Below are 25457 nucleotides of genomic sequence, written 5' to 3'. Positions count from 1 at the left end.
CGAGTTCGCCCTGGAAGATCACCGTGTTGTCGCGCAGCACGCGGATCGGCTTGGTGCGCTTGACCGTGCCTTCGATGACCATGCAGCCAGCAACCGCGCCGAACTTCGAGCTGCGGAACACGTCGCGAACCTGGGCGACGCCGATGATCTCTTCGCGCACTTCCATGCCGAGAAGACCGGTGGCGACCTGTTTCACCTGATCGATCACGTCGTAAATGATCGAGAAGTAGCGCAGATCCAGCTTGTTCGATTCGATGATGCGCCGCGCCGACGCATCCGCACGCACGTTGAAGCCGATGATCACCGCCTTTGACGCCGCGGCCAGTGTTGCATCGGATTCGGTAATGCCGCCGACGCCGGATGCAATCACGTTGACCTTGATCGCATCGGTGGTGATCGCCACCAGCGATTCGCGCAGCGCCTGCGCGGAACCCTGCACGTCGGCCTTGACGACAAGATTCAGCGTGAGCTGGCCTTCGCCCTGCCCCATCTGCGCAACCATGTCTTCCATGCGGTTGCCCGCCTGCGACACCAGACGTGTCTCGCGGCGCTTGTGCATGCGCTGCGAAGCGACATCCTTGGCCAGACGCTCGTCGGCGACCACGACGAAGTCGTCGCCAGCTGCCGGCACGCCCGAGAGACCCAGAACCTGCACCGGAATGGACGGTCCTGCGGCTTCGACCTGTCCGCCCGTTTCGTCGAACAGCGCGCGCACGCGGCCGTACTCGATTCCGCAGACCAGGAAGTCACCCTTCTTCAGAAGGCCTTGCTGCACGAGCACCGTCGCAACCGGACCACGCCCCTTGTCGAGACTCGACTCGATCACCGTTCCACTGGCACGCCCGTCCGCGACTGCACGCAGGTCCATCACTTCGGCCTGCAGCAGGATCGCGTCCAGCAGATTGTCCACGCCGTCGCCAGTCTTCGCCGATACCGGCACGAACGGTGTGTCGCCACCCCATTCTTCAGGCACGACTTCGTACTGGACCAAACCCTGCTTGACCGTATCGGGATTCGATTCGGGTTTGTCCATCTTGTTCATCGCGACGATCAGCGGCACCTTGGCAGCGCGCGCATGCTGGATCGCTTCGACGGTTTGCGGCTTGACGCCGTCATCCGCTGCGACGACCAGGATCACGATGTCGGTCGACTGGGCACCACGTGCACGCATCGACGAGAACGCCGCGTGACCTGGCGTGTCGAGGAACGTGATCACGCCGCGATCGGTCTCCACGTGATACGCGCCGATGTGCTGGGTGATGCCGCCGGCTTCACCCGAAGCGACCTTGGTGCGACGGATGTAATCCAGCAGCGACGTCTTGCCGTGATCGACGTGACCCATGATCGTGACAATTGGCGGACGCGCCGCCTGATCGCCTTCGGAACCCGCCTGATGTGCCATGAGCGTCGATTCCGCGCTGGTGTCTTCGGCTGCAACGACTTTGTGACCGAGTTCTTCTGCCACGAGCACCGCAGTGTCGTGATCGATTGCCTGGTTGATCGTGACCATCACTCCCATTTTGAAAAGAGCCTTCACGACATCGGCACCCTTGACGGCGAGATTCTGTGCGAGATCGGCAACAAGGATCGTTTCACCCACGGCGATTTCGCGCGCCATCGGCGAGGTCGGTCGCGAGAAGCCATGGGCAGGGCCGGTGCGCGATTGCTCGCCGGTCCGTGCTTTGGGCCGTTTGCGACCGGTGCGCCGCGCGGCACCCTCCTGCGACAAGTGCAGCTCGTTGCCGAAGTAGCGTTTGCCGCCCGGCGTTTCAGCCGGACCGTCCTCGCGCATCCGGTGGGAACCGTGCTTGGGTTTGTGACGATGGTCGGCGGCCCCAGGCGCGCCACCCGGCGCTGCGGCACCCGGTGCTCCGGAGTGCGGACGCGGGCGATCGGTGCGCGGCCGCTCCGCCTCGCGGGCCGGCGCTTCGCGCACGCCGGCTGGAACCGGTGCGGCTGCCGCCGGCTCGGCGGGTGCTGCAGCCTCGGTTTGCACCGGCGCCTTGCTGCGTGCCTCCTCTTCCGCGGCCGCACGACGCGCGTCCTCCGCCGCGCGAAGGTTCGCTTCCTCTTCCTGGCGACGGCGATCGCTCTCCGTACGCGTCGCTTCTTCAGCATCGCGCCTGAGCTGCGATTCGCCGAGTTTGCGAATGGCATCCTCGCGTTCCGGGTCGATGTGCGCGTTGGCTTCTTCCTCCATCGCGCTTCGCTTCACGTAGGTGCGCTTCTGGCGCACTTCCACGTTGACCGTTTTCGCGGTCGCGCCACGCTGGCCGGGAACCACCGTGATCTCGCTGACGGTTCGCCGCTTCAGCGTGATCTGTCTCGGCGCCGAGGTTTCCTCCACCGGCGTTTCCTGCTTGCCGTGCGTCCGGCGCAGGAATCCGAGCAGTTTCACCTTCTCGGTGCTGCTGATGACCTGTTCCGGGTCGGAAAACTTCATGCCTGCCTCGGCGAGCTGCGTGAGCAACTTGTCGATCGGCGTTCCGAGGACCGTGGCCAGCTGTTTGATCGTGACGTCCGACATCGATTTCGTACTCCGTGACTCGTGCGAAGCTTGCAGCGACTATCCCAGCGGCGCTTTCGCACAAGCGGCCGTATGACTCCGACTACTGCGTGGCGGCACCGGCAAGAGCCGGCCCCGCAACTCCTGCAATGCTATGAAGCGGCCAACTCGCGGGCTGCCATGATCAGACCCGAAGCCTGATCCTCGTCGATTCCCTCGATCCCCAACTCCATGAATTCGTCGGTCGCGAGGTCGCCGAGGTTTTCACGCGTGACGATGCCATGCGAGGCGAGTTCGAACGCGAGCGCCTCTTCCATGCCTTCCACCGCCAGCAGATCCTGCGCCGGCTTGTGATCGTCGATGTTTTCCTCGACTGCCAGTGCATCGGTGAGCAGCGCATCGCGTGCGCGCGCACGCAGCTCTTCCACGATGTCCTCGTCGAATCCTTCGATTCCGAGCAGTTCCGCGGTTGGCACGTAGGCGATTTCCTCGACTGTCGAGAAACCTTCCTGCACCAGGATCTGCGCGATCTCGTTGTCCACTTCAAGCTTGGTGACGAACAGCTCGCGGGCGGATTCCTGCTCCGCTTCGCTCTTCTGGCGCACCTGGTCGGCCGTCATCACGTTGAGCTGCCAGCCGGACAACTTGCTCGCAAGCCGCACGTTCTGGCCACCGCGCCCGATCGCCTGGGACAACTTGTCCTCGGCGACGGCGATATCCATGGAGTGCTTTTCCTCGTCGACGATGATCGACTGTACTTCTGCCGGCGCCATCGCGTTGATCACGAATTGCGCCGGGCTGTCGTTCCACAACACGATGTCGATACGCTCGCCGTTGAGCTCGTTCGACACGGCCTGAACGCGCGAGCCGCGCATGCCGATGCAGGCGCCGATCGGATCGGTCCGATGGTCGTGGGCGAGCACCGCGATCTTCGCGCGATCACCGGCGTCACGCGCGCAGGCCTTGATCTCGACCAGGCCCTGGCCCACTTCCGGCACTTCGAGCTTGAACAGCTCCATCATCAGTTCGGGCGCAGTGCGTGACACGAACAGCTGCGGACCCCGCAGTTCCGAACGCACTTCATACAGATAACCGCGCAGACGATCGCCGGTACGCACCGCTTCGCGCGGGATCGCGCGGTCGCGCGGAACGAATGCTTCGGCATTGCCTCCGAGATCGAGGAACACGCTGCCGCGCTCGACGCGCTTGACGATGCCGGTGATCAGCTCGCCGATGCGATCCTTGTAGGCATCGACCACCAGCGCACGTTCGGCTTCGCGCACACGCTGCACGATCACCTGCTTGGCCGCCTGGGCGGAAATGCGGCCAAAGTCGGGATTTTCGATCGGCTGCTCGACAAACCCGCCGATATCGGTGCCAGGCGCTTCGTCTTCTGCGTCCATCATGCGGATCTGGCGATCGGGCGATTCCATCACGACATCGTCGGCCACGACTTCCCAGCGGCGGAAGGTCTCGTAATCGCCACTGTCACGATCGATCGCGACGCGCACCGAGACATCCTCTTCCGCATAGCGCTTCTTCGCGGCAGACGCGAGAGCGGCTTCCATCGCCTCGAAAATCACGTCCTTCGGCACACCCTTTTCATTGGCGACCGCATCGACGACCAGCAGCAACTCTTTACTCATTTCCTGACTCCTTCACGACCGCAGTCCGCGGGCGGAACGGCTTCGACGAGATCACGATTCCCTGTTGCGGAATCGCGATGATTCTTCACGCATCCGGTTCAATACTTTTTTCGCCGCCGTGCCGGCTTTTCCAGACCTTGCGGTTCCGGCCGCGCCTGCACCATGCCGAGTGCGGCGTAATCGGGCACCAATCGCGCCTTGCCGATGTTCGGATGCGCGATCACAACCTGCGTGCCGTCCTGATCGATCGTGATGCGATCACCGTCGACGCCGCGGATCGGACCCTGGAACCGGCGCCGTCCATCCATCGGAAGGTTGACGCTGATCTTTGCCACTTCACCGATGAACCGCGAAAAATGCTCCGGGGTGAACAGCGGACGTTCGAGACCCGGAGAAGACACCTCCAGCGTGTAGTGCCCGGCGACCGGATCATTGACGTCGAGCAGCGCCGAAATTTCGCGGCTGGCCCGTTCGCAATCCTCGATCGTGATGCCACGCTCCGGCTCGTCGATGTACACGCGCAGCACGCTTCCGGCCGAATTCGGACTGAACTCGATACCAACCAGTTCCAGACCAAGATCGGTGATCGCAGGCGTGAGGAGTTCGATCAATTCCATGGTTTCAAGGATATCGTTGCGATCGTCCTGACCGCGAAAAGCAAAGAGCGCCCATCCATGGCCGCACTCTTCAGAAATTGGGAAAACACAAACAAAAAATGGGCACGAGGCCCATTCCGTAGTCCGCCGTTGTATCCACCGGCGATCTGTCCTGCGACAGGCGCGCATCCTGCGCTGGGTCAAGCGTTGCGGTCCATCCCGACCGCGAAAATCACGGCGACAATGCTGGTCGCCCGGCATCCGGCAAGCAAAAGGCCACGCAAGGTGGCCTTTCCCTGAAGCCGTTGGAACCAGAGCGGGTGCCGTGCTCCAGGTGGCAGAGCTGCTCAAGATCCCGCCACCCGGGAAACCGAGCCGCAGATGATAGGCCCACCGCCCACTTTCCGCAACATCGCCGAGGCCATGCCGTGCTGTCGCCAGAACCATGCCTTGCCTGGCAGGCGGCATGGTCGATTGCTTCCGCCGACGGTCACCGACAGGCCATTCCGCGGAATCAGGTGCACAATGGAACCCGGCGCACTCAAGCGGGTCCATCCCACATTCGGCTGGAACGTTCGTTCGCGAAAAGAAGCCGAAATTACAGATATCCACCACCAACCGCCGACCAGAAAGGCGCACCGACGCAGGGAGCAGTCCATTGAACCCATTCCAAAGACGCTCAGATGGCCGCATCGGCATGCTGCTGGCCGCGGCGGTACTTTGCTTGCCTGTGATGGCCAATGCCACCGACGACGCAGCCGATCCGCAGGAAGCGACGACATCTTCCCTCCGGATCTTCACCGACGGACTGGAAGGGCCGTGGATCGAGCCTGACGGACGGAAGAGGGTCGCGTGGGTGACATACCCGACGCTGGGAGTGCGGCCATACCCCAACCATACGATCAGCGTCTCCGACTTCGAGCTCGTTCTCGGGGACGGCGACCCACGCACCGCCGAAACGGTTCCGTTCCCCGGTGCGCTGGTTTCACTGTGCATCAACACGGTATTGCCCGGCGAATACATCTCCATGGCATTCACGGCCGACGACAGTGACGCGATTGCCATGATCTTTGCCGCGACGTACGGAAATGATTTATCGGCGCCATTGACCGCTTCGGTGAGCGTGAACCCCGGCGACTTCAGCAACGCCATCGTCGATGTGGCTCCGGGAAATGCGCTGAAGAAAATCGTCGTTCTTCCACACACCAACGGCGTAGCCGCAATGCCGGGCGAAACCTATTACTTCAACATCAGACACGAGGGCACGCACGCGCACATGATCTGTCTGACCAACTCGCCGGGTTACCAGCTGTAAGTCGCCGACGCGAGCGCCCCGCCGAAGTGTGAACGCGGAAAGCAGGTCGAAAGGAATGCCGTCTGTCTTCTGCCGTACGACGCGCCGTCAGCAACGCTCGATGCGAGCGGCTCGGCAGCGTGGTCAGGAAAACACCGTGGCGCGGTCGACGCCGGAATGGGAGCAGATACACCATCAATGGTAGCGGGGGCAGGATTTGAACCTGCGACCTTCGGGTTATGAGCCCGACGAGCTGCCAGACTGCTCCACCCCGCACCGAGCCGTGGATTCTAACGACCCGCGCTCAATCAGGCAATAGCCGCTCGCTCAGCGCGCGATATCGACTCCGACCGACAATGCGCGGTTGCACCAATCGAGCAACGGACCCCACGCCACGCCGAGAACCAGCAACGCGAGACCGTTCAGTGAAAGCAGGTAGCGGAACGAGCGATCGTCGGGCAATTGAAGTGCTGAGTCGTCGAGAGGAGGATCGAAATACATCACCTTGACCACGCGGAGATAATAGAAGAGCCCGATGATCGCAAACACGATCGCAACAATGGCCAGCCACATCTGCCCGGCGTCGATGACCACCTTGAGTACCATCAGCTTGGCGAAAAAGCCGAACAGCGGCGGCACGCCGGCCAGCGAGAACATCGCAATCGCCATCACGCCCGCGTACCAGGGGTTGCGCTGGTTGAGCCCCTTGAAGTCGTCGATCTCCTCGCCTTCGAATCCGGCGCGCGACATCAACATGATCATGCCGAAGGCCACTGCGGCCATCAGCGAATAGCTGACCATGTAGAACATCGCTGCCGAATAGCCCGCAGGCGTGCCATTGACGAAACCGAGCAACAGGAAGCCGATGTGCGAGATGGTGGAATAGGCAAGCATCCGCTTGAGATTGGTCTGTGCAATCGCGAACACGTTGCCGACGGCCAGCGAAAGCACCGCGAGCGCGCTCAACATGAGAGTCCACTGATCGTGCATGCCGCCCATCGCGCCATCGAGGAGACGCCACGTCATGCCGAATGCCGCAAGTTTCGACGCGGACCCGACGAACAAGGTCACGGCAGTCGGTGCGCCCTGGTAGACGTCGGGCAGCCACATGTGGAACGGCGCGGCACCGAGCTTGAATGCGACGCCAACCACCAGGAACACCAGGCCGAACGAGAGCAGTGTCCGGTGCGGACCGTTGGTGGCGAAGTCGGCGACCGCATGGATCTTCGCAAGATCGAGCGTGCCGGTAGCGCCGTAGATCATCGACATGCCGTACAGCAGAAGACCGGAGGCCAGGGCGCCGAGGACGAAGTACTTGATGGCCGCTTCGCTGGAAATCGACGAGTCCCGATTGAGCGCCACCAGCGCGTACGAACTGAGGGTCAGCAATTCGAGCCCGAGATAAATCGTCACCAGGTTGCCTGCGGACACCAGCAGCATCATGCCGAGCGTCGCGAACAGCAGCAGAAGGTAGAACTCGCCAACGTGCAGCTTGCGTTGCCGCAGATAGTCGCGGCTGTAGAGGAACACCAGGCCGGTCGTCAGAAGCACGAACACCTTGAGAACCGTTGCGACTCCATCGCGCAGGAACATTCCGTTGAACGCTGCGACCGTCTGACCGTCCGCGGGCGCACCGCGGCACACGAGCACGCCGGCCACCGTCAGCGCGGCAACCGACAACCAATGCGTGACGTCACGCTGCGACGGCTTGATGAACAGGTCGACCAGCAGGATCACGCAGGTCGCTCCGAGCAGGAACAGCTCGGGCAACATCGTCGACAGGTCAGCGGGATTGAAAGCGATCATGGATGGCTCATGCCTTGGTCAGACCGAGCTGCTGCACGAGCTGCAGCACCGCGGGTTCCATCAAATCGGTGAGCGGTTTCGGATAGACGCCGACGAGGAGTACGCCTGCGGCGAATGCGCCCAGCACGACCCACTCGCGCATGTCGAGGTCCTGCATCTTCGCGACCTTTTCATTGCCGACTGCGCCGAAGATCACCCGCTTGACCAGCCACAAGGTGTACGCCGCCCCGATGATCAACGTGAACGCGGCGACGGCCGCGATCAACGGGTTGTCCTGGAATGCGGCGAGGATCACGATGAATTCACCGACGAACCCGCTCGTTCCGGGAAGGCCGCAGTTGGCCATCGCAAAGAACACCGCGAATGCGGCGAACCACGGCATCACGTTGGCGACGCCACCGTAGTCCTTGATCATGCGCGTGTGCAGCCGATCGTAGAGCACACCGATGCACGAGAACATCGCGCCGGAGACGAAGCCGTGCGAGATCATCTGCACCATCGCGCCTTGAATTGCGAGACGAGCGCCGAGGGGATTGCCGTGACTGCGCACCAGCGCGAGTGCGATGAAGATGCCCAGCGTGACGAAGCCCATGTGCGCGATCGACGAGTACGCGATCAGCTTCTTCATGTCTTCCTGCACCAGCGCGACGTAGCCGATGTAGACGATCGCAATCAGCGACATCGCCACGACCACCCAGGCGTATTCCTGCGATGCGTCCGGCGTGATCGGCAGCGAAAACCGGATGAAACCGTAGCCACCGACCTTCAGCATGATCGCCGCCAGGATCACCGAGCCGCCGGTCGGTGCCTCGACATGCGCGTCCGGCAGCCAGGTGTGCACGGGCCACATCGGCACCTTGATTGCGAACGCGATCAGGAATGCGAAGAAGAGCCAGGCCTGCTCCTTGGTGGACAGGCCCGCATGCGAAAACGCAGCGAGTGAAAACTCGCCGGTTTTCATGTGCAGATAGATCAGCCCGACGAGCATGAAGATCGAGCCGAGAAATGTGTAGATGAAGAACTTCAGCGTTGCATACACACGCCGCGGGCCGCCCCAGATACCGATGATGATGAACATCGGAATCAGCATGCCTTCGAAAAACACATAGAAAAGCAACGCGTCGGTTGCTGCGAACACACCGATCAGCAAGCCTTCGAGGGCGAGCATCGCAGCCATGTACTGCGAGACGCGCTTGTCGATCGGCCCCCACGACCCGATGATCACCAGAACGCTGGTGAATGCGGTCAGGACGATCAGTGCGATCGAGATGCCGTCCACGCCGAGCGCGTAGTTCGCCTTCAGCGCCGCGATCCACGGAATGCTCTCGACGAACTGCATGCCGGGTACGGCCGGCAGATAGCCGGTCCACAACGGGATCGAGCAAGCAAATGTTGCGAGCGCGACAAGCAGCGACAACCAGCGCGCGACGCCGGGCTCGCGACCGAACGCGAGCACAGCGATCGCTCCGAGGATCGGCAGCCAGATCAGGAGACTCAGAAGATGTGAAGCAAGCATGATTCGTCTGTTCCCGGTCGGTCAGGGCGCGGCGTGGCCGACGACCCACCACACGCCGCCGAGCAGCGCGATCAGGCCGAGGATCATCGCGAAGGCGTAGTGATAGAGGTACCCCGATTGCAGCCAGCGAACGGTCGCTGCGGTGCGGACAACGAGCGCCGACGACCCATCGACCGCGAGGCCGTCGATGATTCCGACATCACCGCCCTTCCACAACGCGCGACCGAGTGCGAGACCGCCGCGGGCGAACACTGCCTGGTAGATCTCGTCGATCCAGTATTTGTGGGCGAGCACTGTGAAGACCGGCCGCAACGTGCTCTTCGCCCTGTCGGCGAGACCGGGGTCGAGCAGCCAGATCCAGGTTGCGACCGCGAAGCCGGCGAACGCGATCCAGAATGGCGCCTGCGTGAATCCGTGAATCACCATCGCCAATGGGCCGTGGAATTCGCCACCCAGTTCCTTCAGCACATCGTGTGCTTCGTCGACATGGATCGCGCCACCGAACCAGCCACCGAAGAGCATTGGTCCAATGGTTGTCCATCCGATCAGCACCGAAGGAATCGCAAGCAGCATCAGCGGCAACGTGATCACCCATGGCGATTCGTGCGGTGCATGCGCGAGATGGCCGGGATCGTGATGTCCCTGGTGGTCGTCGTGGCCGTGCCCGTGATGGGTGTCGACGACGAACCGTTCCTTGCCATGAAACGTCATGTACAACAGACGGAAGCTGTAGAGCGCGGTCACGAAGACGCCGGCCAATACGCAGACATACGCGTAGCCCGCTCCGACTCGATGGGATTCGCCGACCGCTTCAATGATGGCGTCCTTCGAGAAGAACCCTGCAAAACCCGGCGCACCGGCGAGGGCCAGCGAGCCCAGCCACATGGTGATCCAGGTGATCGGCATGTATTTGCGCAGACCGCCCATGTAGCGCATGTCCTGCTCGTGGTGCATCGCGACGATCACCGAGCCGGCGCCAAGGAACAACAGAGCCTTGAAGAATGCATGCGTCATCAGATGGTAAACGCCGCCGGCATACGCCGAAACCCCGAGGGCGACGGTCATGTAGCCAAGCTGGGACAACGTCGAATACGCAACGACACGCTTGATATCGTTCTGCACGATGCCGATCAGGCCAGTGAACAACGCGGTGGTCGCGCCGATCACCAGCACGAACGACAACGCCGCTTCCGAGAGCTCGAACAGCGGCGACATGCGCGCGACCATGAAGATGCCGGCGGTCACCATCGTCGCCGCATGGATCAGCGCGGAGATTGGCGTCGGGCCTTCCATCGAGTCTGGCAGCCACACATGCAGCGGCACCTGCGCCGACTTGCCCATCGCACCGATGAAGAGGCAGATGCAGACGACCGTCGACACCTGCCACGGGTGGCCGGCAAGGATCTCGACGGTTTTCGGGCCTGCACCATTGTCGAACGCGGTGGCGAAGACCTGTGCGTAGTCGAGCGAGCCGAACCAGAACAGAACACCGGCGATGCCGAGCAGGAACCCGAAGTCACCGACGCGGTTGACGAGGAATGCCTTCATGTTCGCGAAGATCGCGGTCGGCCGCGTGAACCAGAAGCCGATCAGCAGATACGAGACAAGCCCGACCGCTTCCCAACCGAAGAAGAGCTGCAGGAAATTGTTGCTCATCACCAGCATGAGCATCGAGAACGTGAACAGTGCGATGTAGCTGAAGAAGCGCTGGAAACCGTCGTCCTCGGCCATGTAGCCGATCGTGTAGATGTGCACCATCAGCGATACGAACGTGACGACCACCATCATCATCGCGGTCAGCCGGTCGACCAGGAACCCCACGTGGGCGCCGAGATCGCCGATCTGGAACCACGTGTAGAGATTTTCGTTGAACGCGGCGGCGCCACCCCAGACCAGCTGGTACAGCACGAAGAATGACAGCGCGCACGACAGTGCGACGCCTGCGATGGTGATGCTGGCCGCGCCAATGCGTCCGATCGCGTTGCGGAACAGGCCTGCAACGAGCGCGCCGAACAGCGGCGCGAGAACGATCGCGAGCAACAGGGTCTTGGAGAGCGGCATCGCGTCAGCCCTTCATCGAGTCGATTTCGGCCACGTTGATCGTGGCCCTGTTGCGAAAGAGCACCACCAGAATCGCGAGGCCGATGGCCGATTCGGCGGCGGCCACCGTCAGAATGAAAAACACGAACACCTGCCCGGATGGATCGCCGAGGTAACGCGAAAACGCGACAAAATTCGTGTTGACCGCGAGCAGCATCAATTCGATCGCCATCAACAGCGTGATGACGTTCTTGCGGTTGATGAAAATGCCGGCGACCGCGACGCAGAACAGGATCGCGCCGAGCGTGAGGAAATGCGCGAGGGTGATCATGGCGTGGGGGACTCCGGCTTGGCAGGTTTCACCGCGTCCATCTTCACGATGCGGATCCGATCGCGCGCCTGCACGCGAACCTGGCGGGATGCATCCTGCTTCTTGGTGCCGACGCGGTGGCGCAACGTCAATGGAATCGCCGCGATGATCGCCACCGTGAGGATCAGCGCCGCGACTTCGAACGGCAGAACGAATTCGCTGAACAACGCGTGTGCAAGCCAGGCAGTGTTGGACAATCCTGCGGCGATGGCGGGCTCGGCAGGAGCGGGCATCTGCATCGTGCGAATGCCGATCAGTCCCAGCATTTCGACCAGCATGATCACTGCAACCGCCAGACCCACGGGCAACGCACGCACGAAGCCCTCGCGCAACGGATCCAGATCGAGGTCGAGCATCATCACGACGAACAGGAACAACACCATCACTGCACCGACATACACCAGTACCAGGACCATCGCGAGGAACTCCGCGTCGGCGAGCAGCCAGATGCAGGCAGTCGAGAAGAACGTGAGCACGAGAAACAGCGCTGCATGCACGGGGCTGCGCACGGACACGACGGCCAGCGCGGCACCAACCGTCACCGCGGCGAATGCATAGAAGCAGATCAGCTGGAAAGTCATGGGCTCACCTTTCCAGAAAGGCAGCGCCCGCAGACGTCAGGTGCAACACCTTCATCCACCACCGCCATGCGAGTGTGATTCAGATTGCTCATCGGAAGGCTGCATCCTGCGCGCGATCGGCGGCAATCTGCGCCTCGAACCGGTCGCCGATCGCCAGCAACTGCTGCTTGTTCACGATGTTCTCTCCGCGCTTCTCGAAGTGGTATTCGTGAATCGAGGTCTCGACGATCGAATCGACCGGACAGCTTTCCTCACAGAATCCGCAGTAGATGCACTTGAAGAGGTCGATGTCATAGCGCGTCGTCCGCCGGGTGCCATCCTCGCGCGGCGCGGAATCGATCGTGATCGCCAGCGCAGGGCAAACGGCCTCGCACAGCTTGCACGCGATGCAGCGCTCCTCACCATTCGGATAACGGCGCAGCGCGTGCAGGCCGCGGAACCGATTCGATTTTGGAATGTGCTCCATGGGATAGCGCACCGTGTACTTCGGTTTCCACAGGTACTTGAACGTGAGCGTGAGGCCGGATAGCAGCTCCAGCAGCAGCAGGCTCTTCAGATAGGTTGCGACTCGATTCATCACTCGATATGCCTCAGGCGCCCGCCGTGACCCAGCCGAAATACTTCATGCATCCAGCCACGAAGACCCATGAGATCGTGATCGGAATGAAAACTTTCCATCCGAGCCGCATGATCTGGTCGTAGCGGTAACGCGGGAACGTTGCACGGAACCAGATGTACGCGGTTGCGAAAAAGAACGCCTTGGCGACCAGCCACCACCACCCGGGTGCACCGAGGAAACCCCAGCTTTGTGGAAATGGCGACAGCCATCCACCGAGAAACAGGATGGGCGCGAGGAATGACACCAGGATCATGTTCGCGTATTCGGTGAGGAAAAACACCGCGAACGGAGCACCCGAATATTCGACGTGGAATCCGGCGACGATCTCCGACTCTCCTTCCGCAACGTCGAAAGGCGCGCGGTTGGTTTCGGCGACGCCCGAAACGAAGTAGATGATGAACATCGGCAGCAGCGGCAGCCAGAACCAGTCGAACAGGCCCTTCGCGCCAGCCTGCGCCTCGACGATGTCCGAAAGATTGAGGCTGCCTGCGAGGATCAGCACGCTGACCAGCGAGAACCCCATCGCGATCTCATAGCTGACGACCTGCGCCGCAGAGCGCATGGCCCCAAGCATCGCGTAGCGCGAGTTTGAAGCCCAGCCAGCGAGAATGATGCCGTACACGCCCATCGACGTCATCGCGAGCAGAAACAGCAATCCCGCATTCGCATCCGCCCACGCCTTGTGCGGTGCGAACGGCACAACGGCCCACGCGGCGAACGACGGGATCAGCGCCCACAGCGGTGCGATCAGGAACAGGGTCTTGTTGGAGTTGGTCGGATAGATCACTTCCTTCAGCAGCAGCTTGAACACGTCGGCAAACGTCTGCAGAAGGCCAAGCGGACCAACCTTGTTCGGCCCCATGCGCACGTGCATCCAACCGATGACCTTGCGCTCCCAGTACACATACATCGCCACGCTGATGATCAGCGGCAGCAACGGGAACAACAGCAGCCCCAACGCCATCGACAACGTCGGGAAGGTGGTCGTGAACCCGTGCAAGGCGGCAATGATCCAATCCATGTCGTCTTCAGGCCTTTGTGATGTCGAGGGCACTGCCGTACGCGGGCAGCGCCGAAGTCACCGAGTGCCCGCTCTCGATCCACGCGCCGCCACGCGGGACACGCATCGAAATTGCCACCGGCAGCACGACACCCGAGACGGTCACGTTGGCACCATGGCCGACGCCGAGTGCAAGCGCATCTTCCGGATGCACAGTGACGCAGGCGCTACGCGAAAGTGGATGGGCCCTGAGCGCCGGCGAACGCCGCAGCACCGCATCGGCCGAATAGATGCCGACCGTGCTGATGCGCGTGAACGTCGACGGTGCCGACAGTGGAACTCCGTTGTCGTCCAACGCCGGTGCATCCGGCCTCAGTGACGCCGGACGGGAATCGGCGAACTCGAACGGAAGGCGGCCCATCGGGTCGACCGGAGGATCTTCGCCCGACTGCACCGCGGCGGTCTCGCCGATCGCCGCGCGCACTTCGGCAATCTCGGTGAACTCGAATCCCGACAACGACAGCGCAGAACCCAGCGCGCGAAGCACCTTCCATCCGGGCCGGGCGTCACCAGGCAACTTCGTCGCAGCGGCGAGAGTCTGCACCGTCCCTTCGAGGTTCGTGTAGCTGCCGTCGATTTCAGGCGGCAGCCCGATTGGCAGAACCGCATGAGCGGTGCGAAGGACCCCCGCACACGCATACCCGCCGATGTAGACGCAAAAATCCGCGTTGGTTCGCGCGCGATCGAATGCAGCCGGCGCCGACGTGTCCTGCGAACCTGCGTGGTAGATGATCAGGTGTTTCGGTGAAGAGGCGAGCATCGCAACGGCATCCTTGCCGCCAGCGCGCGGCTCGGCGCCGACATGTCGCAATCCCAATGCGTTGGCACCAGCCGGTATTTCGTTGTATGCACTTCCGGTCGCCTTCGCGATCGTCTTCGCGGCAGCACGAATGCGCGCAGCGTGCGGATGGAGCACTGCCGTCTCGCCGATGATGACCACGGACGCGCCGGCGTCGGCAAGTGTCCGGATCCACGACCTCGTCGCGTCGTCCACGTCTTCGCCGGTGTCGCCGGCGCGTTCTGCGAGGGAAAGGACAGCAGACACGAATGCCGAAGGGGCGACAATCTTCTTTCCGACGAGCTCGAAATTGAAATCGAAGTCGAGCGGATTGATCGCATACACCTTCGCGCCGCCTTTCACGGCGTTGCGGATCCGGTGATTCAGCAGCGGAACTTCATGTCGCGGATTGCACCCGATCAGCAGGATCGCGTTGGCCTTCTCAAGTTCGGCGACCTGCATTTCGAAAGCGAGCGCGCCCGGTGCATCGCTCGTGTCGAGCAAGCGCAGACGGTGATCGATCGAGTCGCTGCCAAGTCCACGCAGCAGCGTGCCGAGCAGATGGCCCTCCTCGCTGGACGTGAGCGGCGCGACCAGCGCACCGATGTCGCCAGCGGCGGCACGAAGGCGGTCAGCGACGAACGCGAGCGCGTCGGCCCATGTCGTTTCGACCAGTACGCCGTCCTTGCGGATCATCGGCTTCAAAGCGCGATCCGGCGCTCGCAATGCGTCATTGGAATAACGGTCGCGATCGGACAACCAGCACTCGTTGATCGCTTCGTTGTCGCGAGGAACGGCACGCAGAGCCTCACCGCGGCGGGTGTGCAGCCAGAGGTTCGAACCCAGCGCATCGTGGTAGCCGATCGACTCCCGCGCGATCAGTTCCCACGGGCGGGCCTTGAAACGGAACGGCTTGTTGGTCAATGCACCGACCGGACAGACGTCGATGACATTGCCCGACAATTCGCTCATCAACGGCTTGCCGACATGCGTGCCGATCTGCAACATCTCGCCGCGTTCCATACCGCCGAGTTCATAGGTGCCGGCCACGTCCGCCATCACGCGCACGCAGCGCGTGCACTGGATGCAGCGCGTCATCTCGGTCTCCACGAGCGGCCCCAGATCCTCGTCAGGCACCACACGCTTCTTCTCGACAAAGCGCGAAACGGAGCGCCCGTAACCCATCGAGAGATCCTGCAATTCGCATTCGCCGCCCTGGTCGCAGATCGGGCAATCGAGCGGATGATTGATCAGCAGGAACTCCATCACGTTGCGCTGCGCCGACAACGCGCGCTGTGATTGGGTCTGGATCTTCATGCCATCGGCAACCGGGGTTGCACACGCAGGTTGGGGCTTCGGCATCGGCCGCCCACCCATCTCGACCTCGACCATGCACATGCGACAGTTGGCGGCGATCGGCAGTTTTTCGTGGTAGCAGAAACGAGGAATCGCGATGCCGGCCTTGTCCGCGGCCTGGATGATCATCGAATTCTTCGGCACGACCAACGATTGGCCGTCGATCTCGATGGTGACGTGATCGGGCGGTACCGATGGCGCAACCGGCTGGGCGCTCATGCAGCAGCCCCGATTTTCGCATCGACAATGGAATGTCCGTGGTTGATGAAATACTCGAACTCGCTCCAGTAGTGCCGCAACATGCCCTGCACCGGCCAGGCCGCCGCTTCGCCGAACGCGCAGATCGTATGTCCCTCGATCTGCCCGGCAGCCTGCTTGAGCATGTCCAGATCACCGAGCTCCGCTTTGCCGTCCACAATGCGACAGAGCATGCGGTACATCCAGCCCGTGCCTTCGCGACACGGCGTGCACTGACCGCAGGACTCGGCGAAATAAAAGCGCGAGATGCGCTGGCACGCGCGCACCATGCAGGTCGTCTCGTCCATTACGATGACCGCGCCAGAACCGAGACCGGAACCCGCCTTCTGCAACGCGTCGTAATCCATCGTCAGGCCCATCATCGTTTCAGCCGGAAGCACCGGCATCGACGACCCGCCGGGAATCACCGCCTTCAACTGATGCCCATTGCGCACTCCGCCCGCCATTGCGAGCAGATCGGCAAACGACGTACCGAGCTTGATCTCATAATTTCCCGGCTTGTTGACGTGGCCAGAAACCGAAAACACTTTCGGGCCGCCGTTGTTGGGCTTGCCGACGTTGAGGAACCACTCGGCACCCTTGTTGAGAATCGTCGGCACCGATGCATAGGTCTCGGTGTTGTTGATCGTCGTCGGTTTGCCGTACAGCCCGAAGCCGGCCGGAAACGGCGGCTTGAAGCGTGGTTGACCCTTCTTGCCTTCGAGCGATTCCATCAGCGCCGTTTCTTCGCCGCAGATGTACGCACCCGCGCCGAGCGCATTGAACATGTCGACATCGATGCCGCTGCCCTGGATGTTCTTGCCAAGCAGCCCCGCCGCGTACGCGTCCTTGAGCGCCAGTTCGATGTGTTCGAACGGCTCGTGGTGGAATTCCCCGCGCAGGTAGTTATAGGCAACGGTCGAGCCGGTCGCGTAGCACGCAATTGCAAGTCCTTCGATGACCGCATGCGGATTGAAACGCAGGATGTCGCGGTCCTTGCAGGTACCCGGCTCCGATTCGTCCGAGTTGCACAGGATGTATTTCTGCATCGTGCCCTTGGGCATGAACGACCATTTCAATCCGGTCGGAAATCCCGCACCGCCACGGCCGCGCAAGGAACTCCTCTTGAGCTCGTCGATGATCGTCACCGGATCGGGCTTCTCGGCGAGGATCTTCTTCCACGCCTTGTAGCCGTCGATCTTCAGGTAATTGTCGAACGTCCACGGCTGCTCGAAATGCAGCGTGGTGTTGACGACCTGATGTTCCTGTGGAGCGGGACCGTATGCCATGGGTGATTCGCTAGATTGATGATCGTGGGAGCGGCTTCAGCCGCGATGCCTTTCGCGTTGCTCATGGAAACGCATCGCGGCTCAAGCCGCTCCTACATGTGCTTATTCGAGTTCGTCGAGAATCGCATCCACTTTCTGGAGCGTCAGGTTCTCGTGGTAGTGACCATTGACGACCATCATCGGCGCGCCACAGCACGCTGCCAGACATTCTTCCTCGCGCTTGAGATAGATGCGGCCATCGGCGGTGCTGTCACCGAGCTTGATGCCGTACTTCTCCTCGCAATGACGCACGATGTCTTCGGCGCCATTGAGCCAGCATGAGATATTCGTGCAGATCGCCACATTGTTGCGACCGACCGGCGAGGTCTCGAACATCGAATAGAAGGTCGCGACTTCGTAACCCCAGACCGGCGGCAGTCCGAGGTACTTCGTCACCGCAGTGATCAGTTCGTCGGTCAGGTGCCCACCGTTCTGTTCCTGCGCGGCCCACAGCCCCTGGATCAGCGCCGAACGCTTGCGATCCGGTGGAAACTTCGAGACCCAGTGGTCGATGTGCTCGCGAGTATGTGCACTGAGCGCGACGTGCGGATCGACGTCCTTGACGAGTTCGTACGTTCCGGTCGCCTTCATCGGTCCACCTCGCCAAACACCACGTCGTAGGTGCCGATCATCGCAACCACATCGGGCAGCATGTGTCCCCGCACGATTGCATCCATCGATGACAGATGGACGAAGCTCGGCGCCCGGCACTTCAGGCGGAACGGTTTGTTGGCTCCGTCGGACACCAGATAGATGCCGAACTCGCCTTTCGGCGCCTCGACGGTGGCGTATGTTTCACCAGCGGGGACGCAATAGCCTTCGGTGAAAAGTTTGAAGTGATGGATCAGCGCTTCCATGTCGTCCTTCATTTCGACGCGGGACGGCGGCGCGACCTTGAAATTTCTGAGCATCACGGGACCGGGATTCGCGCGCAACCAGTCGACGCATTGCTTGATGATGCGGTTGGACTGGCGCATCTCCTCGACGCGCACCAGATAGCGGTCGTAGCAGTCGCCCTTCACCCCGACTGGAATGTCGAAATCCACTTCCGCGTACTTCGCGTAAGGCTGCTTCTTGCGCAAATCCCACTCGATACCGGAGCCGCGCAGCATCGGCCCCGACATGCCCCACGCCAGAGCCTGCTCCGGAGGAATGATGCCGATGTCGACGGTCCGCTGTTTCCAGATGCGGTTGCCGGTCAGCAACTCCTCATACTCATCGACGCGACGCGGGAAATCGGCGCAGAACGCATCCAGGAAATCGAGCATCGAACCACCGCGCCAGTTGTTGAGGCGGTCGAGGTCCTTGCCCTTGTGCCACTTCGATTCGTTGTACTTCGGCATCACCTCGGGAAGGTCGCGATAGACGCCGCCCGGTCGGTAATACGTTGCGTGCATGCGCGCGCCACTGACGGCTTCGTAGCAATCCATCAGCTCTTCGCGCTCGCGGAACGCATACAGGAACACTGCCATCGCCCCGAGGTCGAGCGCGTTCGAGCCCAGCCACATCAGGTGGTTGAGGATGCGCGTGATCTCGTCGAACATCGTGCGGATCCACTGCGCACGCTGCGGCACCTCGACACCCAGCAGGTTCTCGATCGCCATCACGTAGGCGTGCTCGTTGCACATCATCGAGACGTAATCGAGCCGGTCCATGTAGCCGATCGACTGGTTGAACGGTTTGGATTCGGCCAGTTTCTCGGTCGCGCGATGCAGCAGGCCGATGTGCGGATCGGCGCGCACGATCGTCTCGCCGTCCATCTCCAGCACCAGGCGAAGCACGCCGTGCGCGGCGGGATGCTGCGGGCCGAAGTTCATCGTGTAGTTGCGGATTTCCTGCATGACCTACTTCGCTCCGCCGTTGCGTTCGGCATCCGCCTGTTGGTAGCGCGAATCGTCACGGATCGTGCGCGGCACCAGCACGCGCGGCTCCACCGACGTGACCGGTTCGTACACCACGCGCCTCTTTTCCGGGTCGTAGCGCACTTCGACGTTGCCGATCAACGGAAAATCCTTGCGGAACGGATGGCCGACGAAGCCGTAGTCTGTGAGGATCCGCCGCAGGTCCGGATGACCTTCGAACAGGATGCCGAACAGATCGAACGCCTCGCGCTCGAACCAGTCGGCGCTCGGCCAGACACCGATCAGCGACGACATCGCCGGCATGTCGTCGTCTGCGCAATGTGCACGCAACCGCAAGCGATGGTTGTGTCGGATCGAAAGAAGATGCGCAACCACGGCAAACCGATGCGGAATATCCGGATTGCGCGGCCGGTCATTCCAGTTGAAGCGCCCGGGGCCCGAATCGCCCTCGACTCCGCGCGAGAACCCCTCCGCCGACACATCGGTGGTGTCCCATTCGACGTCGCCGTACGAGAGATAGTCGACACCACACAGGTCCATCAGTTGCTCGAAATAAAACTCCGGATCGTCGCGAAGCATCGTTGCCACGGCATTCCAGTTCTCCGGCAGCACCTCGACCGTGAGCGCGCCGTGGGACTCCTGCAAACGAATGGCCAATTGACCGAGTCTGGCCTCGACCTTTCGCGCGAAATCGCTCGAATTCATGAGCGCACCGTCGACAAAATGACCGGGCTGAAGGCGCAACGGAAGATCGCACTGTGCGTCATCGGATCGTCCTCAGCGCGCAATCGTGTTGGTGCGACGGATCTTCTTCTGCAGCTGCAGGATTCCGTGAATCAGCGCCTCGGCGGTCGGCGGACATCCCGGAACATAGATGTCGACCGGCACGATCCGATCGCAGCCGCGCACGACCGCATAGGAATAGTGGTAATAACCGCCGCCGTTCGCGCACGACCCCATCGAGATCACCCATTTCGGGTCGGGCATCTGGTCGTAGACCTTGCGCAGCGCCGGCGCCATCTTGTTGACCAGCGTGCCCGCAACGATCATCACGTCGGACTGGCGCGGGCTCGGCCTGAAGATCACGCCGTAGCGATCGAGGTCAAGACGCGCTGCGCCCGCATGCATCATTTCGACAGCGCAACAGGCCAGCCCGAAGGTCATCGGCCACATCGAGCCTGTACGGGCCCAGTTGATCAGGTCGTCGAGGCGGGCCGTTGCAAAGCCGCGCTGCAGCAGCGGATTGTCGTCGCCGGGGCGCAGGATATCGTCGACGACATCGACCGGCGCCGGGTTGTGCATGGTTTCGCTGATGCGATCGACTATTCCCATTCCAGCGCTCCCTTCTTCCATACGTAGACGAAGCCGAGCACAAGAAGAAACAGGAACATGCCCATCTCGACGAGGCCCTGAAGGCCAAGCGTGCCGAACACGGTCGCCCACGGAAAGACGAACGCGATTTCCAGATCGAAGATGATGAAAAGAATGGCGATGAGGTAATAGCGCACGTCGAACCGCATGCGCGCATCCTCGAACGCCTCGAAGCCGCATTCGTAGGGCGCGGATTTTTCCGGCTGCGGGCGACTCGGACCGAGCAGGTTGCCGATCACGATCAATGCAACGCCGATGACGCCGGACACCACGAGGAACAGCAGGACCGGCAAATACTCGGTCAGCACAAACACCTCCGCACCAGCGGGCGCATCAGCAGTTACCCGGCCGCCGGCCAGGCAACGACGGTCAAGAAGAGATCCTGCGTTGACGCACCGGACCATGAGTCCGGTGCGTCAACGTCGAATCAGATGGTGCCCAGAAGAGGACTCGAACCTCCACGACTTGCGTCGCTACCACCTCAAGGTAGTGCGTCTACCAATTCCGCCATCTGGGCACAGCTTACTTTCCGTCCTTCCCGTCACCCTTCTTCGGAGAAGCCGCTGCAGGCTTCCCGGTCGGCGCCGTCGCTTCCGGAGCCGGCGCGACCACTGGCGCCGGCGTGTCCGCCGGAACCACGGGTGCTCCCGCCTGCGGAACATCGCCTATCTGCATAGGCGGCGTCCCGTTCGCCGGCTTCGCCGAAGTGGCGGCCCCAGCCATCAGGCCCGGATCATCGACGGGACGCGAATCGCCGCCCCCTCGACCCAGGTACATGCCCATGCCGAGGCTGAGCAGGAAGAACAAACCAGCGAGAACCGCCGTGCTGCGCGAAAGGAAATTCGCCGAACCGCGCGCACCGAAGACGGTCGCCGACGCGCCGCCACCAAAGCCTGAACCCGCCGCTGCGCCAGCACCGCGCTGCAGGAGGATCAGGACGATCATGGCGATCGACACCAGCACATAGAACACGTTTGCAACGATAACCAGCATGACGACACTCTTTTACGTTTGCGCGGCTGCGCAGATGGCGAGGAACTCCGCTGCCACCAGGGACGCACCACCGATCAGTCCACCATCCACGTCGGCTTGGCCAAACAGCTCGGCCGCGTTGGCGGGTTTGACACTGCCGCCATACAAAAGCCGCAGTGAGCTGGCAATTGTAGCATCGAGCCCGGAGATTTTGTCACGAACGAATGCGTGAACTGCCTGCGCCTGCTCCGGCGATGCGGTCTTTCCGGTACCAATTGCCCACACGGGCTCATATGCAACGACTGCATGAGCCAGTGATTGGACACCCGAGAGTGTGAGCACGGCATCGATCTGCCGACCGATGACCGCTTCCGTTGCATCCGCCTCGCGTTCGCCGAGCGTTTCGCCGACGCACAGGATCGGAATGAGCCCGGCAACCTGCGCGCTGACGAATTTGGCGGCGACCTGCTCGTTCGACTCTTCGTGGTAGTGGCGACGCTCGGAATGGCCAACCAGCACATAGCGGCACCCGAGATCCTTCAGCATGGATCCGGAGACATCGCCGGTGTACGCGCCCTGCACGTTCTCGCTCAGGTCCTGGCCGCCGAAGGCGATGCCACTGGACGCGTGCCGCGCAATCATCGTGTCCAGGTATGGAAACGGCGGCAGCACGACGATCTCGACCCCGCTCGATGCCACGTCGGCAATCGCGTCCACGAGTTCGCGCGCCATCGCGCGCGATCCGTGCATCTTCCAGTTTCCGGCCACCAGTTTGCGGCGCATGCGTGTCGTCCCGTCCCGCGGAGGGGCCGAAGGATAACGGCCCAATGCGGCAGGAACAACCGTGTTGACGCCGCACGGTCACAGCAGCGGATCCGGGACACGCGAGCGCACGCATTCCCTTGTATCGAGGCGCACCGTAAGCTCGACGCTCTTCGAGGAGGTGACATGGCAAAGCCCCGCTGCGCGCTGGTGACCGGTGCCTCCGCTGGTATTGGTGCAGCGTTCGCGCGCGAACTCGCGGCGCGCGGTCATTCGCTCGTACTCACCGCGCGACGCGCGGACCGCCTCGACCTCCTCGCTGGCGAGCTGCGCAACCGGCACGGAACCGATGTGCACTGCATCCCGTGCGATCTTGCCGATCCGAACGCCCCTGCTCTCCTCGATGAGGAAATTGCGAGACTCCGGTTGGCGATCGACGTGCTGATCAACAATGCCGGTTACGGCGTCACCGGCACGTTTCTCAGCAAACCGTGGCAGACCCATGCCGATTTCATCCAGGTGCTGATGACCGCACCGGCCGAGCTCTGTTACCGCTTCCTTCCAGCCATGCGCGAGCGAGGCTACGGACGCATCGTCAACGTGGCGTCACTCGCCGGCATGATTCCGGCTCCCGCAGGACACACGCTTTACGCGGCGTCAAAGGCGTATCTCATCAGATTCTCGCAGGCGCTCGCATTGGAGAACCGGCGGTTCGGCGTGAACGTGCTCGCTGTCTGCCCGGGATTCACGCGGTCTGAATTCCACGACGTCACCGGCACGCGCGACCAGATGAAAGGGATGCCGGCGTGGTTGTGGATGGCCGCCGAGCCGGTCGTGCGCGATGCGCTGGATGCGGTCGACCGCGGCGACGTCGTGCGCGTAAGCGGGCGTGTGAACCGGATGATCAAGCGACTGTTCGCGTGGCTGCCGGATCGTTTCGCGCTGCGGCTGATCGATCAGCGCGGCAAGGATTTTCGCGCCACCGACGAACCGCACGCCCCCGACGCTCGCCAATAGCAGTCCCTGCCGAACGCCAGGAAGGCGTGGCGATCACTTCCAGGACACGGAGAATCGACCGGAGTCGACTTCATCACTAACGTCGTCGAAACTGCCGTTCCGATAGAGAAGAAATTTCATTCTTCGGGTATCAACGATCGCGTTGGCGTCTGGCGGCTGCAAATACTCCGCGGTCATGTCACCGATGCGCAACCACGGAACGGGGATCCCGGCCAGTTCGATCGGTCGGTACGGAAGCGCGTCCGCGGCGTTGGCAGGGTTTGCCAGCAGATTGAAATACGTCACCACGTTCGAGTGAAAATGACAGCGCCCGACGCGATCATGATCGTTTGCCAGCGCTTTGATGATCGAATCCATCGACACGTAGCGCCCCCACTCCAACGGCGGCTCGAACCCGATGAACACCACATGGCACGGTGGTTCGGACAACGACAGGCCTTCGACCGCTCTTGCGGCGTCGCGCGCGACTGCGGAAATCGCCACGGACCGTTCGGCATAGGCGAGCGCCATTCCGCGTGATGCACTGCCGAGCGCAATCACGCACATCGCCACCCCCGCCCATGTCGCGACGCGAATACTGCGCCGCGCGTTGGTCGATCCAACCGAAAGCAGTGCCGCCAGCAGCGTCGCGATTCCGCCAATGCCGAGGTAGTGCAGCCGCGCCTGCATCGCAGTTTCGACGGCGGAAACGCCACTGCTGACCGATGCCCCATTCAGCGCCGCGACGGGTGACTGCAGCAGTGCGGGAAGTAGCAGCAAGCAGGCTCCGACGATGGCAACGTCCGCGACAGACGCGCGCTCCGGATCGTCCCGTCTGGTCGTCCATCCCGCCAACAGGGCGGCGGCTGCGACACCGAATCCCACGCCAAGCGCAACGCGCTCGATCCCGTCGAGGCGCGCCCAGAACGTCCAATAGCCCGGCGCTTGCTCGGCCCAGTCCCACACGCCCTTGACGATCAGAGAATGCAGAGGCACGGAACCGGCCAAGGCCGTCGTGGCAGTGCCGAGGACGATGGAGCGCCACGCCAGATAGAAACACCCAACGAGGATGATCGATGCGACGGCAGCACCCGCGCGGCGACGCCGGGTCGGCTCCATCCACGCCCAACGCAGCCACAGCAACGACAGCGCCGGCACCAGCATGAGTCCGGTCTCCTTGCACAGCATCGCAGCCAGCGACGCGACGAGCGTGCACACGAGCGGCGCTGCTCTGAAACGCGCGCGGTCATCAACTGCACACGCAAGGGCGAGGAAAATGAAACCTGCGGCAAGCAGGTCGAAGCGCGCCGACCACCACAACGCCGTCCCGATGGCGGCCGGATGGAGCGCGAAGATCGATGTCGCGAGGAGTGCGGTCGGCCACGCGATCCGCGCACGTCGGAGCATTCCAAGCAATGCAAGGGAGACCCCGATGTGCAGCAGCAGATCGGCGATTGCGTTCGCGGGATAGGCCGTGCCCAGCAACGCGGTCGACGCCCACATCGACGCGAATCCGAGTGGCCGAAACACCGATCCAGGCGCCGGAAAGAAGTGGTCGTGCACGAACATCGGCCACGGTGATCCGACCATGCGTGCGAACGCGAGCTGCATGTAATCGTCCCGACCCCAGAACCCGTGGACGCCGGGCCAGAAAACGAACGAAACGACTGCCGTCAGCAACAGCGAAGCGCCGACCGCGTGCCGATGCCGATCGACCAACGTGAGCGCCGATTTCATCGCGGCAAGACGCCGGCAACGATG

At 62.3% G+C, this 25457-nt stretch carries 22 protein-coding genes and 2 tRNA genes; 2 read left to right on the top strand and 22 right to left on the bottom strand.

The window, feature by feature from the left end; translation table 11 throughout:
• The 3 genes from infB to rimP form a co-directional block, all read right to left on the bottom strand.
• Positions 1–2527: translation initiation factor IF-2 (gene infB / locus ABIV12_RS00405; protein WP_348055074.1), on the bottom strand; the 2527-nt coding region annotated here is incomplete at its 3' end.
• A 131-nt stretch (positions 2528–2658) separates the two neighbouring features.
• Complete coding sequence (gene nusA / locus ABIV12_RS00400) at positions 2659–4152, bottom strand: transcription termination factor NusA (RefSeq protein WP_348055072.1); 1494 nt, start codon at positions 4150–4152, stop codon at positions 2659–2661.
• 98 nt (positions 4153–4250) lie between these two features.
• Positions 4251–4769, bottom strand: coding sequence for a ribosome maturation factor RimP (gene rimP, locus ABIV12_RS00395; protein ID WP_348055070.1), 519 nt, complete (start codon positions 4767–4769; stop codon positions 4251–4253).
• A 637-nt stretch (positions 4770–5406) separates the two neighbouring features.
• Between rimP and ABIV12_RS00390 the strand changes: the two genes are divergently transcribed.
• Positions 5407–6063 (top strand): hypothetical protein, encoded by a 657-nt coding sequence (locus tag ABIV12_RS00390; protein ID WP_348055068.1) that lies wholly within the window; start codon positions 5407–5409, stop codon positions 6061–6063.
• A gap of 178 nt (positions 6064–6241) precedes the next feature.
• On the opposite strand, the gene ABIV12_RS00385 is transcribed toward ABIV12_RS00390, so the two are convergent.
• The 18 genes from ABIV12_RS00385 to tpiA form a co-directional block, all read right to left on the bottom strand.
• Positions 6242–6318 (bottom strand) — tRNA-Met (locus ABIV12_RS00385).
• 51 nt (positions 6319–6369) lie between these two features.
• Positions 6370–7848: an NADH-quinone oxidoreductase subunit NuoN gene (nuoN, locus tag ABIV12_RS00380; RefSeq protein WP_348055066.1), complete on the bottom strand. Its 1479-nt coding sequence runs from the start codon at positions 7846–7848 to the stop codon at positions 6370–6372.
• A 7-nt stretch (positions 7849–7855) separates the two neighbouring features.
• Complete coding sequence (locus ABIV12_RS00375) at positions 7856–9364, bottom strand: NADH-quinone oxidoreductase subunit M (RefSeq protein ID WP_348055064.1); 1509 nt, start codon at positions 9362–9364, stop codon at positions 7856–7858.
• A 21-nt stretch (positions 9365–9385) separates the two neighbouring features.
• Complete coding sequence (gene nuoL, locus ABIV12_RS00370; protein WP_348055062.1) at positions 9386–11425, bottom strand: NADH-quinone oxidoreductase subunit L; 2040 nt, start codon at positions 11423–11425, stop codon at positions 9386–9388.
• Positions 11426–11429: 4 nt separating this feature from the next.
• The gene (nuoK, locus tag ABIV12_RS00365) at positions 11430–11735 is read right to left on the bottom strand and encodes an NADH-quinone oxidoreductase subunit NuoK (protein ID WP_348055060.1); all 306 of its coding nucleotides are present in this window, start codon (positions 11733–11735) and stop codon (positions 11430–11432) included.
• Positions 11732–12355 (bottom strand): NADH-quinone oxidoreductase subunit J, encoded by a 624-nt coding sequence (locus tag ABIV12_RS00360; RefSeq protein WP_348055058.1) that lies wholly within the window; start codon positions 12353–12355, stop codon positions 11732–11734. Before ABIV12_RS00360 ends, nuoK begins: the two co-directional genes overlap by 4 nt.
• Before the next feature lie 88 nt (positions 12356–12443).
• Positions 12444–12932, bottom strand: coding sequence for an NADH-quinone oxidoreductase subunit NuoI (nuoI, locus tag ABIV12_RS00355; protein ID WP_348055054.1), 489 nt, complete (start codon positions 12930–12932; stop codon positions 12444–12446).
• A 13-nt stretch (positions 12933–12945) separates the two neighbouring features.
• The gene (gene nuoH, locus ABIV12_RS00350; protein WP_348055079.1) at positions 12946–13938 is read right to left on the bottom strand and encodes an NADH-quinone oxidoreductase subunit NuoH; all 993 of its coding nucleotides are present in this window, start codon (positions 13936–13938) and stop codon (positions 12946–12948) included.
• Positions 13939–14002: 64 nt separating this feature from the next.
• Entirely contained in the window at positions 14003–16387 is a 2385-nt protein-coding gene (gene nuoG, locus ABIV12_RS00345) for an NADH-quinone oxidoreductase subunit NuoG (RefSeq protein WP_348055052.1), read from the bottom strand.
• Entirely contained in the window at positions 16384–17694 is a 1311-nt protein-coding gene (gene nuoF, locus ABIV12_RS00340) for an NADH-quinone oxidoreductase subunit NuoF (RefSeq protein ID WP_348055050.1), read from the bottom strand. The genes nuoG and nuoF overlap by 4 nt, the downstream gene beginning before the upstream one ends.
• 102 nt (positions 17695–17796) lie before the next feature.
• On the bottom strand, positions 17797–18324 hold the full coding sequence (gene nuoE / locus ABIV12_RS00335) for an NADH-quinone oxidoreductase subunit NuoE (protein WP_348055048.1): 528 nt from the start codon (positions 18322–18324) through the stop codon (positions 17797–17799).
• The gene (locus ABIV12_RS00330) at positions 18321–19574 is read right to left on the bottom strand and encodes an NADH-quinone oxidoreductase subunit D (protein ID WP_348055046.1); all 1254 of its coding nucleotides are present in this window, start codon (positions 19572–19574) and stop codon (positions 18321–18323) included. Before ABIV12_RS00330 ends, nuoE begins: the two co-directional genes overlap by 4 nt.
• A 3-nt stretch (positions 19575–19577) precedes the next feature.
• Positions 19578–20300, bottom strand: a complete 723-nt coding sequence (locus ABIV12_RS00325; protein ID WP_348055044.1) for an NADH-quinone oxidoreductase subunit C — start codon at positions 20298–20300, stop codon at positions 19578–19580.
• 72 nt (positions 20301–20372) lie between these two features.
• The gene (locus ABIV12_RS00320) at positions 20373–20927 is read right to left on the bottom strand and encodes an NADH-quinone oxidoreductase subunit B family protein (protein WP_348055042.1); all 555 of its coding nucleotides are present in this window, start codon (positions 20925–20927) and stop codon (positions 20373–20375) included.
• Positions 20918–21274, bottom strand: a complete 357-nt coding sequence (locus ABIV12_RS00315) for an NADH-quinone oxidoreductase subunit A (protein WP_348055040.1) — start codon at positions 21272–21274, stop codon at positions 20918–20920. The genes ABIV12_RS00320 and ABIV12_RS00315 overlap by 10 nt, the downstream gene beginning before the upstream one ends.
• 124 nt (positions 21275–21398) lie before the next feature.
• Positions 21399–21483: transfer RNA gene (locus tag ABIV12_RS00310), tRNA-Leu, on the bottom strand.
• Positions 21484–21488: 5 nt separating this feature from the next.
• On the bottom strand, positions 21489–21959 hold the full coding sequence (gene secG, locus ABIV12_RS00305) for a preprotein translocase subunit SecG (protein ID WP_348055038.1): 471 nt from the start codon (positions 21957–21959) through the stop codon (positions 21489–21491).
• Between the two features lie 12 nt (positions 21960–21971).
• Positions 21972–22721 carry a triose-phosphate isomerase gene (gene tpiA / locus ABIV12_RS00300; RefSeq protein WP_348055036.1) on the bottom strand — a complete coding sequence of 250 codons (750 nt, stop codon included), beginning with the start codon at positions 22719–22721 and terminating at the stop codon, positions 21972–21974.
• Positions 22722–22886: 165 nt separating this feature from the next.
• Here tpiA and ABIV12_RS00295 point away from each other — a divergent pair, with 165 nt between their 5' ends.
• Positions 22887–23717: an SDR family oxidoreductase gene (locus tag ABIV12_RS00295; RefSeq protein WP_348055034.1), complete on the top strand. Its 831-nt coding sequence runs from the start codon at positions 22887–22889 to the stop codon at positions 23715–23717.
• 33 nt (positions 23718–23750) lie between these two features.
• Here ABIV12_RS00295 and ABIV12_RS00290 read toward each other — a convergent pair whose 3' ends face one another.
• Positions 23751–25433 (bottom strand): hypothetical protein, encoded by a 1683-nt coding sequence (locus ABIV12_RS00290; protein WP_348055032.1) that lies wholly within the window; start codon positions 25431–25433, stop codon positions 23751–23753.
• Positions 25434–25457: the final 24 nt, after the last annotated feature.

Source organism: Dokdonella sp. (genome assembly GCF_039926425.1).
Taxonomy (GTDB): Bacteria; Pseudomonadota; Gammaproteobacteria; order Xanthomonadales; family Rhodanobacteraceae; genus Dokdonella_A.
This window is presented reverse-complemented; position numbering and strand designations above follow the sequence as displayed.

Bases quoted from the DNA above. Each gene is read 5' to 3' on its own strand.
- ABIV12_RS00360 (WP_348055058.1), bottom strand. From the start codon at position 12,355: ATGACTTTCCAGCTGATCTGCTTCTATGCATTCGCCGCGGTGACGGTT.
- tpiA (WP_348055036.1), bottom strand. From the start codon at position 22,721: ATGCGCCGCAAACTGGTGGCCGGAAACTGGAAGATGCACGGATCGCGC.
- ABIV12_RS00290 (WP_348055032.1), bottom strand. From the start codon at position 25,433: ATGAAATCGGCGCTCACGTTGGTCGATCGGCATCGGCACGCGGTCGGC.
- nuoF (WP_348055050.1), bottom strand. From the start codon at position 17,694: ATGGCATACGGTCCCGCTCCACAGGAACATCAGGTCGTCAACACCACG.
- nuoI (WP_348055054.1), bottom strand. From the start codon at position 12,932: ATGAATCGAGTCGCAACCTATCTGAAGAGCCTGCTGCTGCTGGAGCTG.
- nuoG (WP_348055052.1), bottom strand. From the start codon at position 16,387: ATGAGCGCCCAGCCGGTTGCGCCATCGGTACCGCCCGATCACGTCACC.
- nuoK (WP_348055060.1), bottom strand. From the start codon at position 11,735: ATGATCACCCTCGCGCATTTCCTCACGCTCGGCGCGATCCTGTTCTGC.
- nuoH (WP_348055079.1), bottom strand. From the start codon at position 13,938: ATGGCGTTGGGGCTGCTGTTGTTCCCGTTGCTGCCGCTGATCATCAGC.
- secG (WP_348055038.1), bottom strand. From the start codon at position 21,959: ATGCTGGTTATCGTTGCAAACGTGTTCTATGTGCTGGTGTCGATCGCC.
- nuoL (WP_348055062.1), bottom strand. From the start codon at position 11,425: ATGCCGCTCTCCAAGACCCTGTTGCTCGCGATCGTTCTCGCGCCGCTG.
- nuoN (WP_348055066.1), bottom strand. From the start codon at position 7,848: ATGATCGCTTTCAATCCCGCTGACCTGTCGACGATGTTGCCCGAGCTG.
- nuoE (WP_348055048.1), bottom strand. From the start codon at position 18,324: ATGAAGGCGACCGGAACGTACGAACTCGTCAAGGACGTCGATCCGCAC.
- ABIV12_RS00295 (WP_348055034.1), top strand. From the start codon at position 22,887: ATGGCAAAGCCCCGCTGCGCGCTGGTGACCGGTGCCTCCGCTGGTATT.
- ABIV12_RS00375 (WP_348055064.1), bottom strand. From the start codon at position 9,364: ATGCTTGCTTCACATCTTCTGAGTCTCCTGATCTGGCTGCCGATCCTC.
- ABIV12_RS00330 (WP_348055046.1), bottom strand. From the start codon at position 19,574: ATGCAGGAAATCCGCAACTACACGATGAACTTCGGCCCGCAGCATCCC.
- ABIV12_RS00325 (WP_348055044.1), bottom strand. From the start codon at position 20,300: ATGAATTCGAGCGATTTCGCGCGAAAGGTCGAGGCCAGACTCGGTCAA.
- ABIV12_RS00320 (WP_348055042.1), bottom strand. From the start codon at position 20,927: ATGGGAATAGTCGATCGCATCAGCGAAACCATGCACAACCCGGCGCCG.
- rimP (WP_348055070.1), bottom strand. From the start codon at position 4,769: ATGGAATTGATCGAACTCCTCACGCCTGCGATCACCGATCTTGGTCTG.
- nusA (WP_348055072.1), bottom strand. From the start codon at position 4,152: ATGAGTAAAGAGTTGCTGCTGGTCGTCGATGCGGTCGCCAATGAAAAG.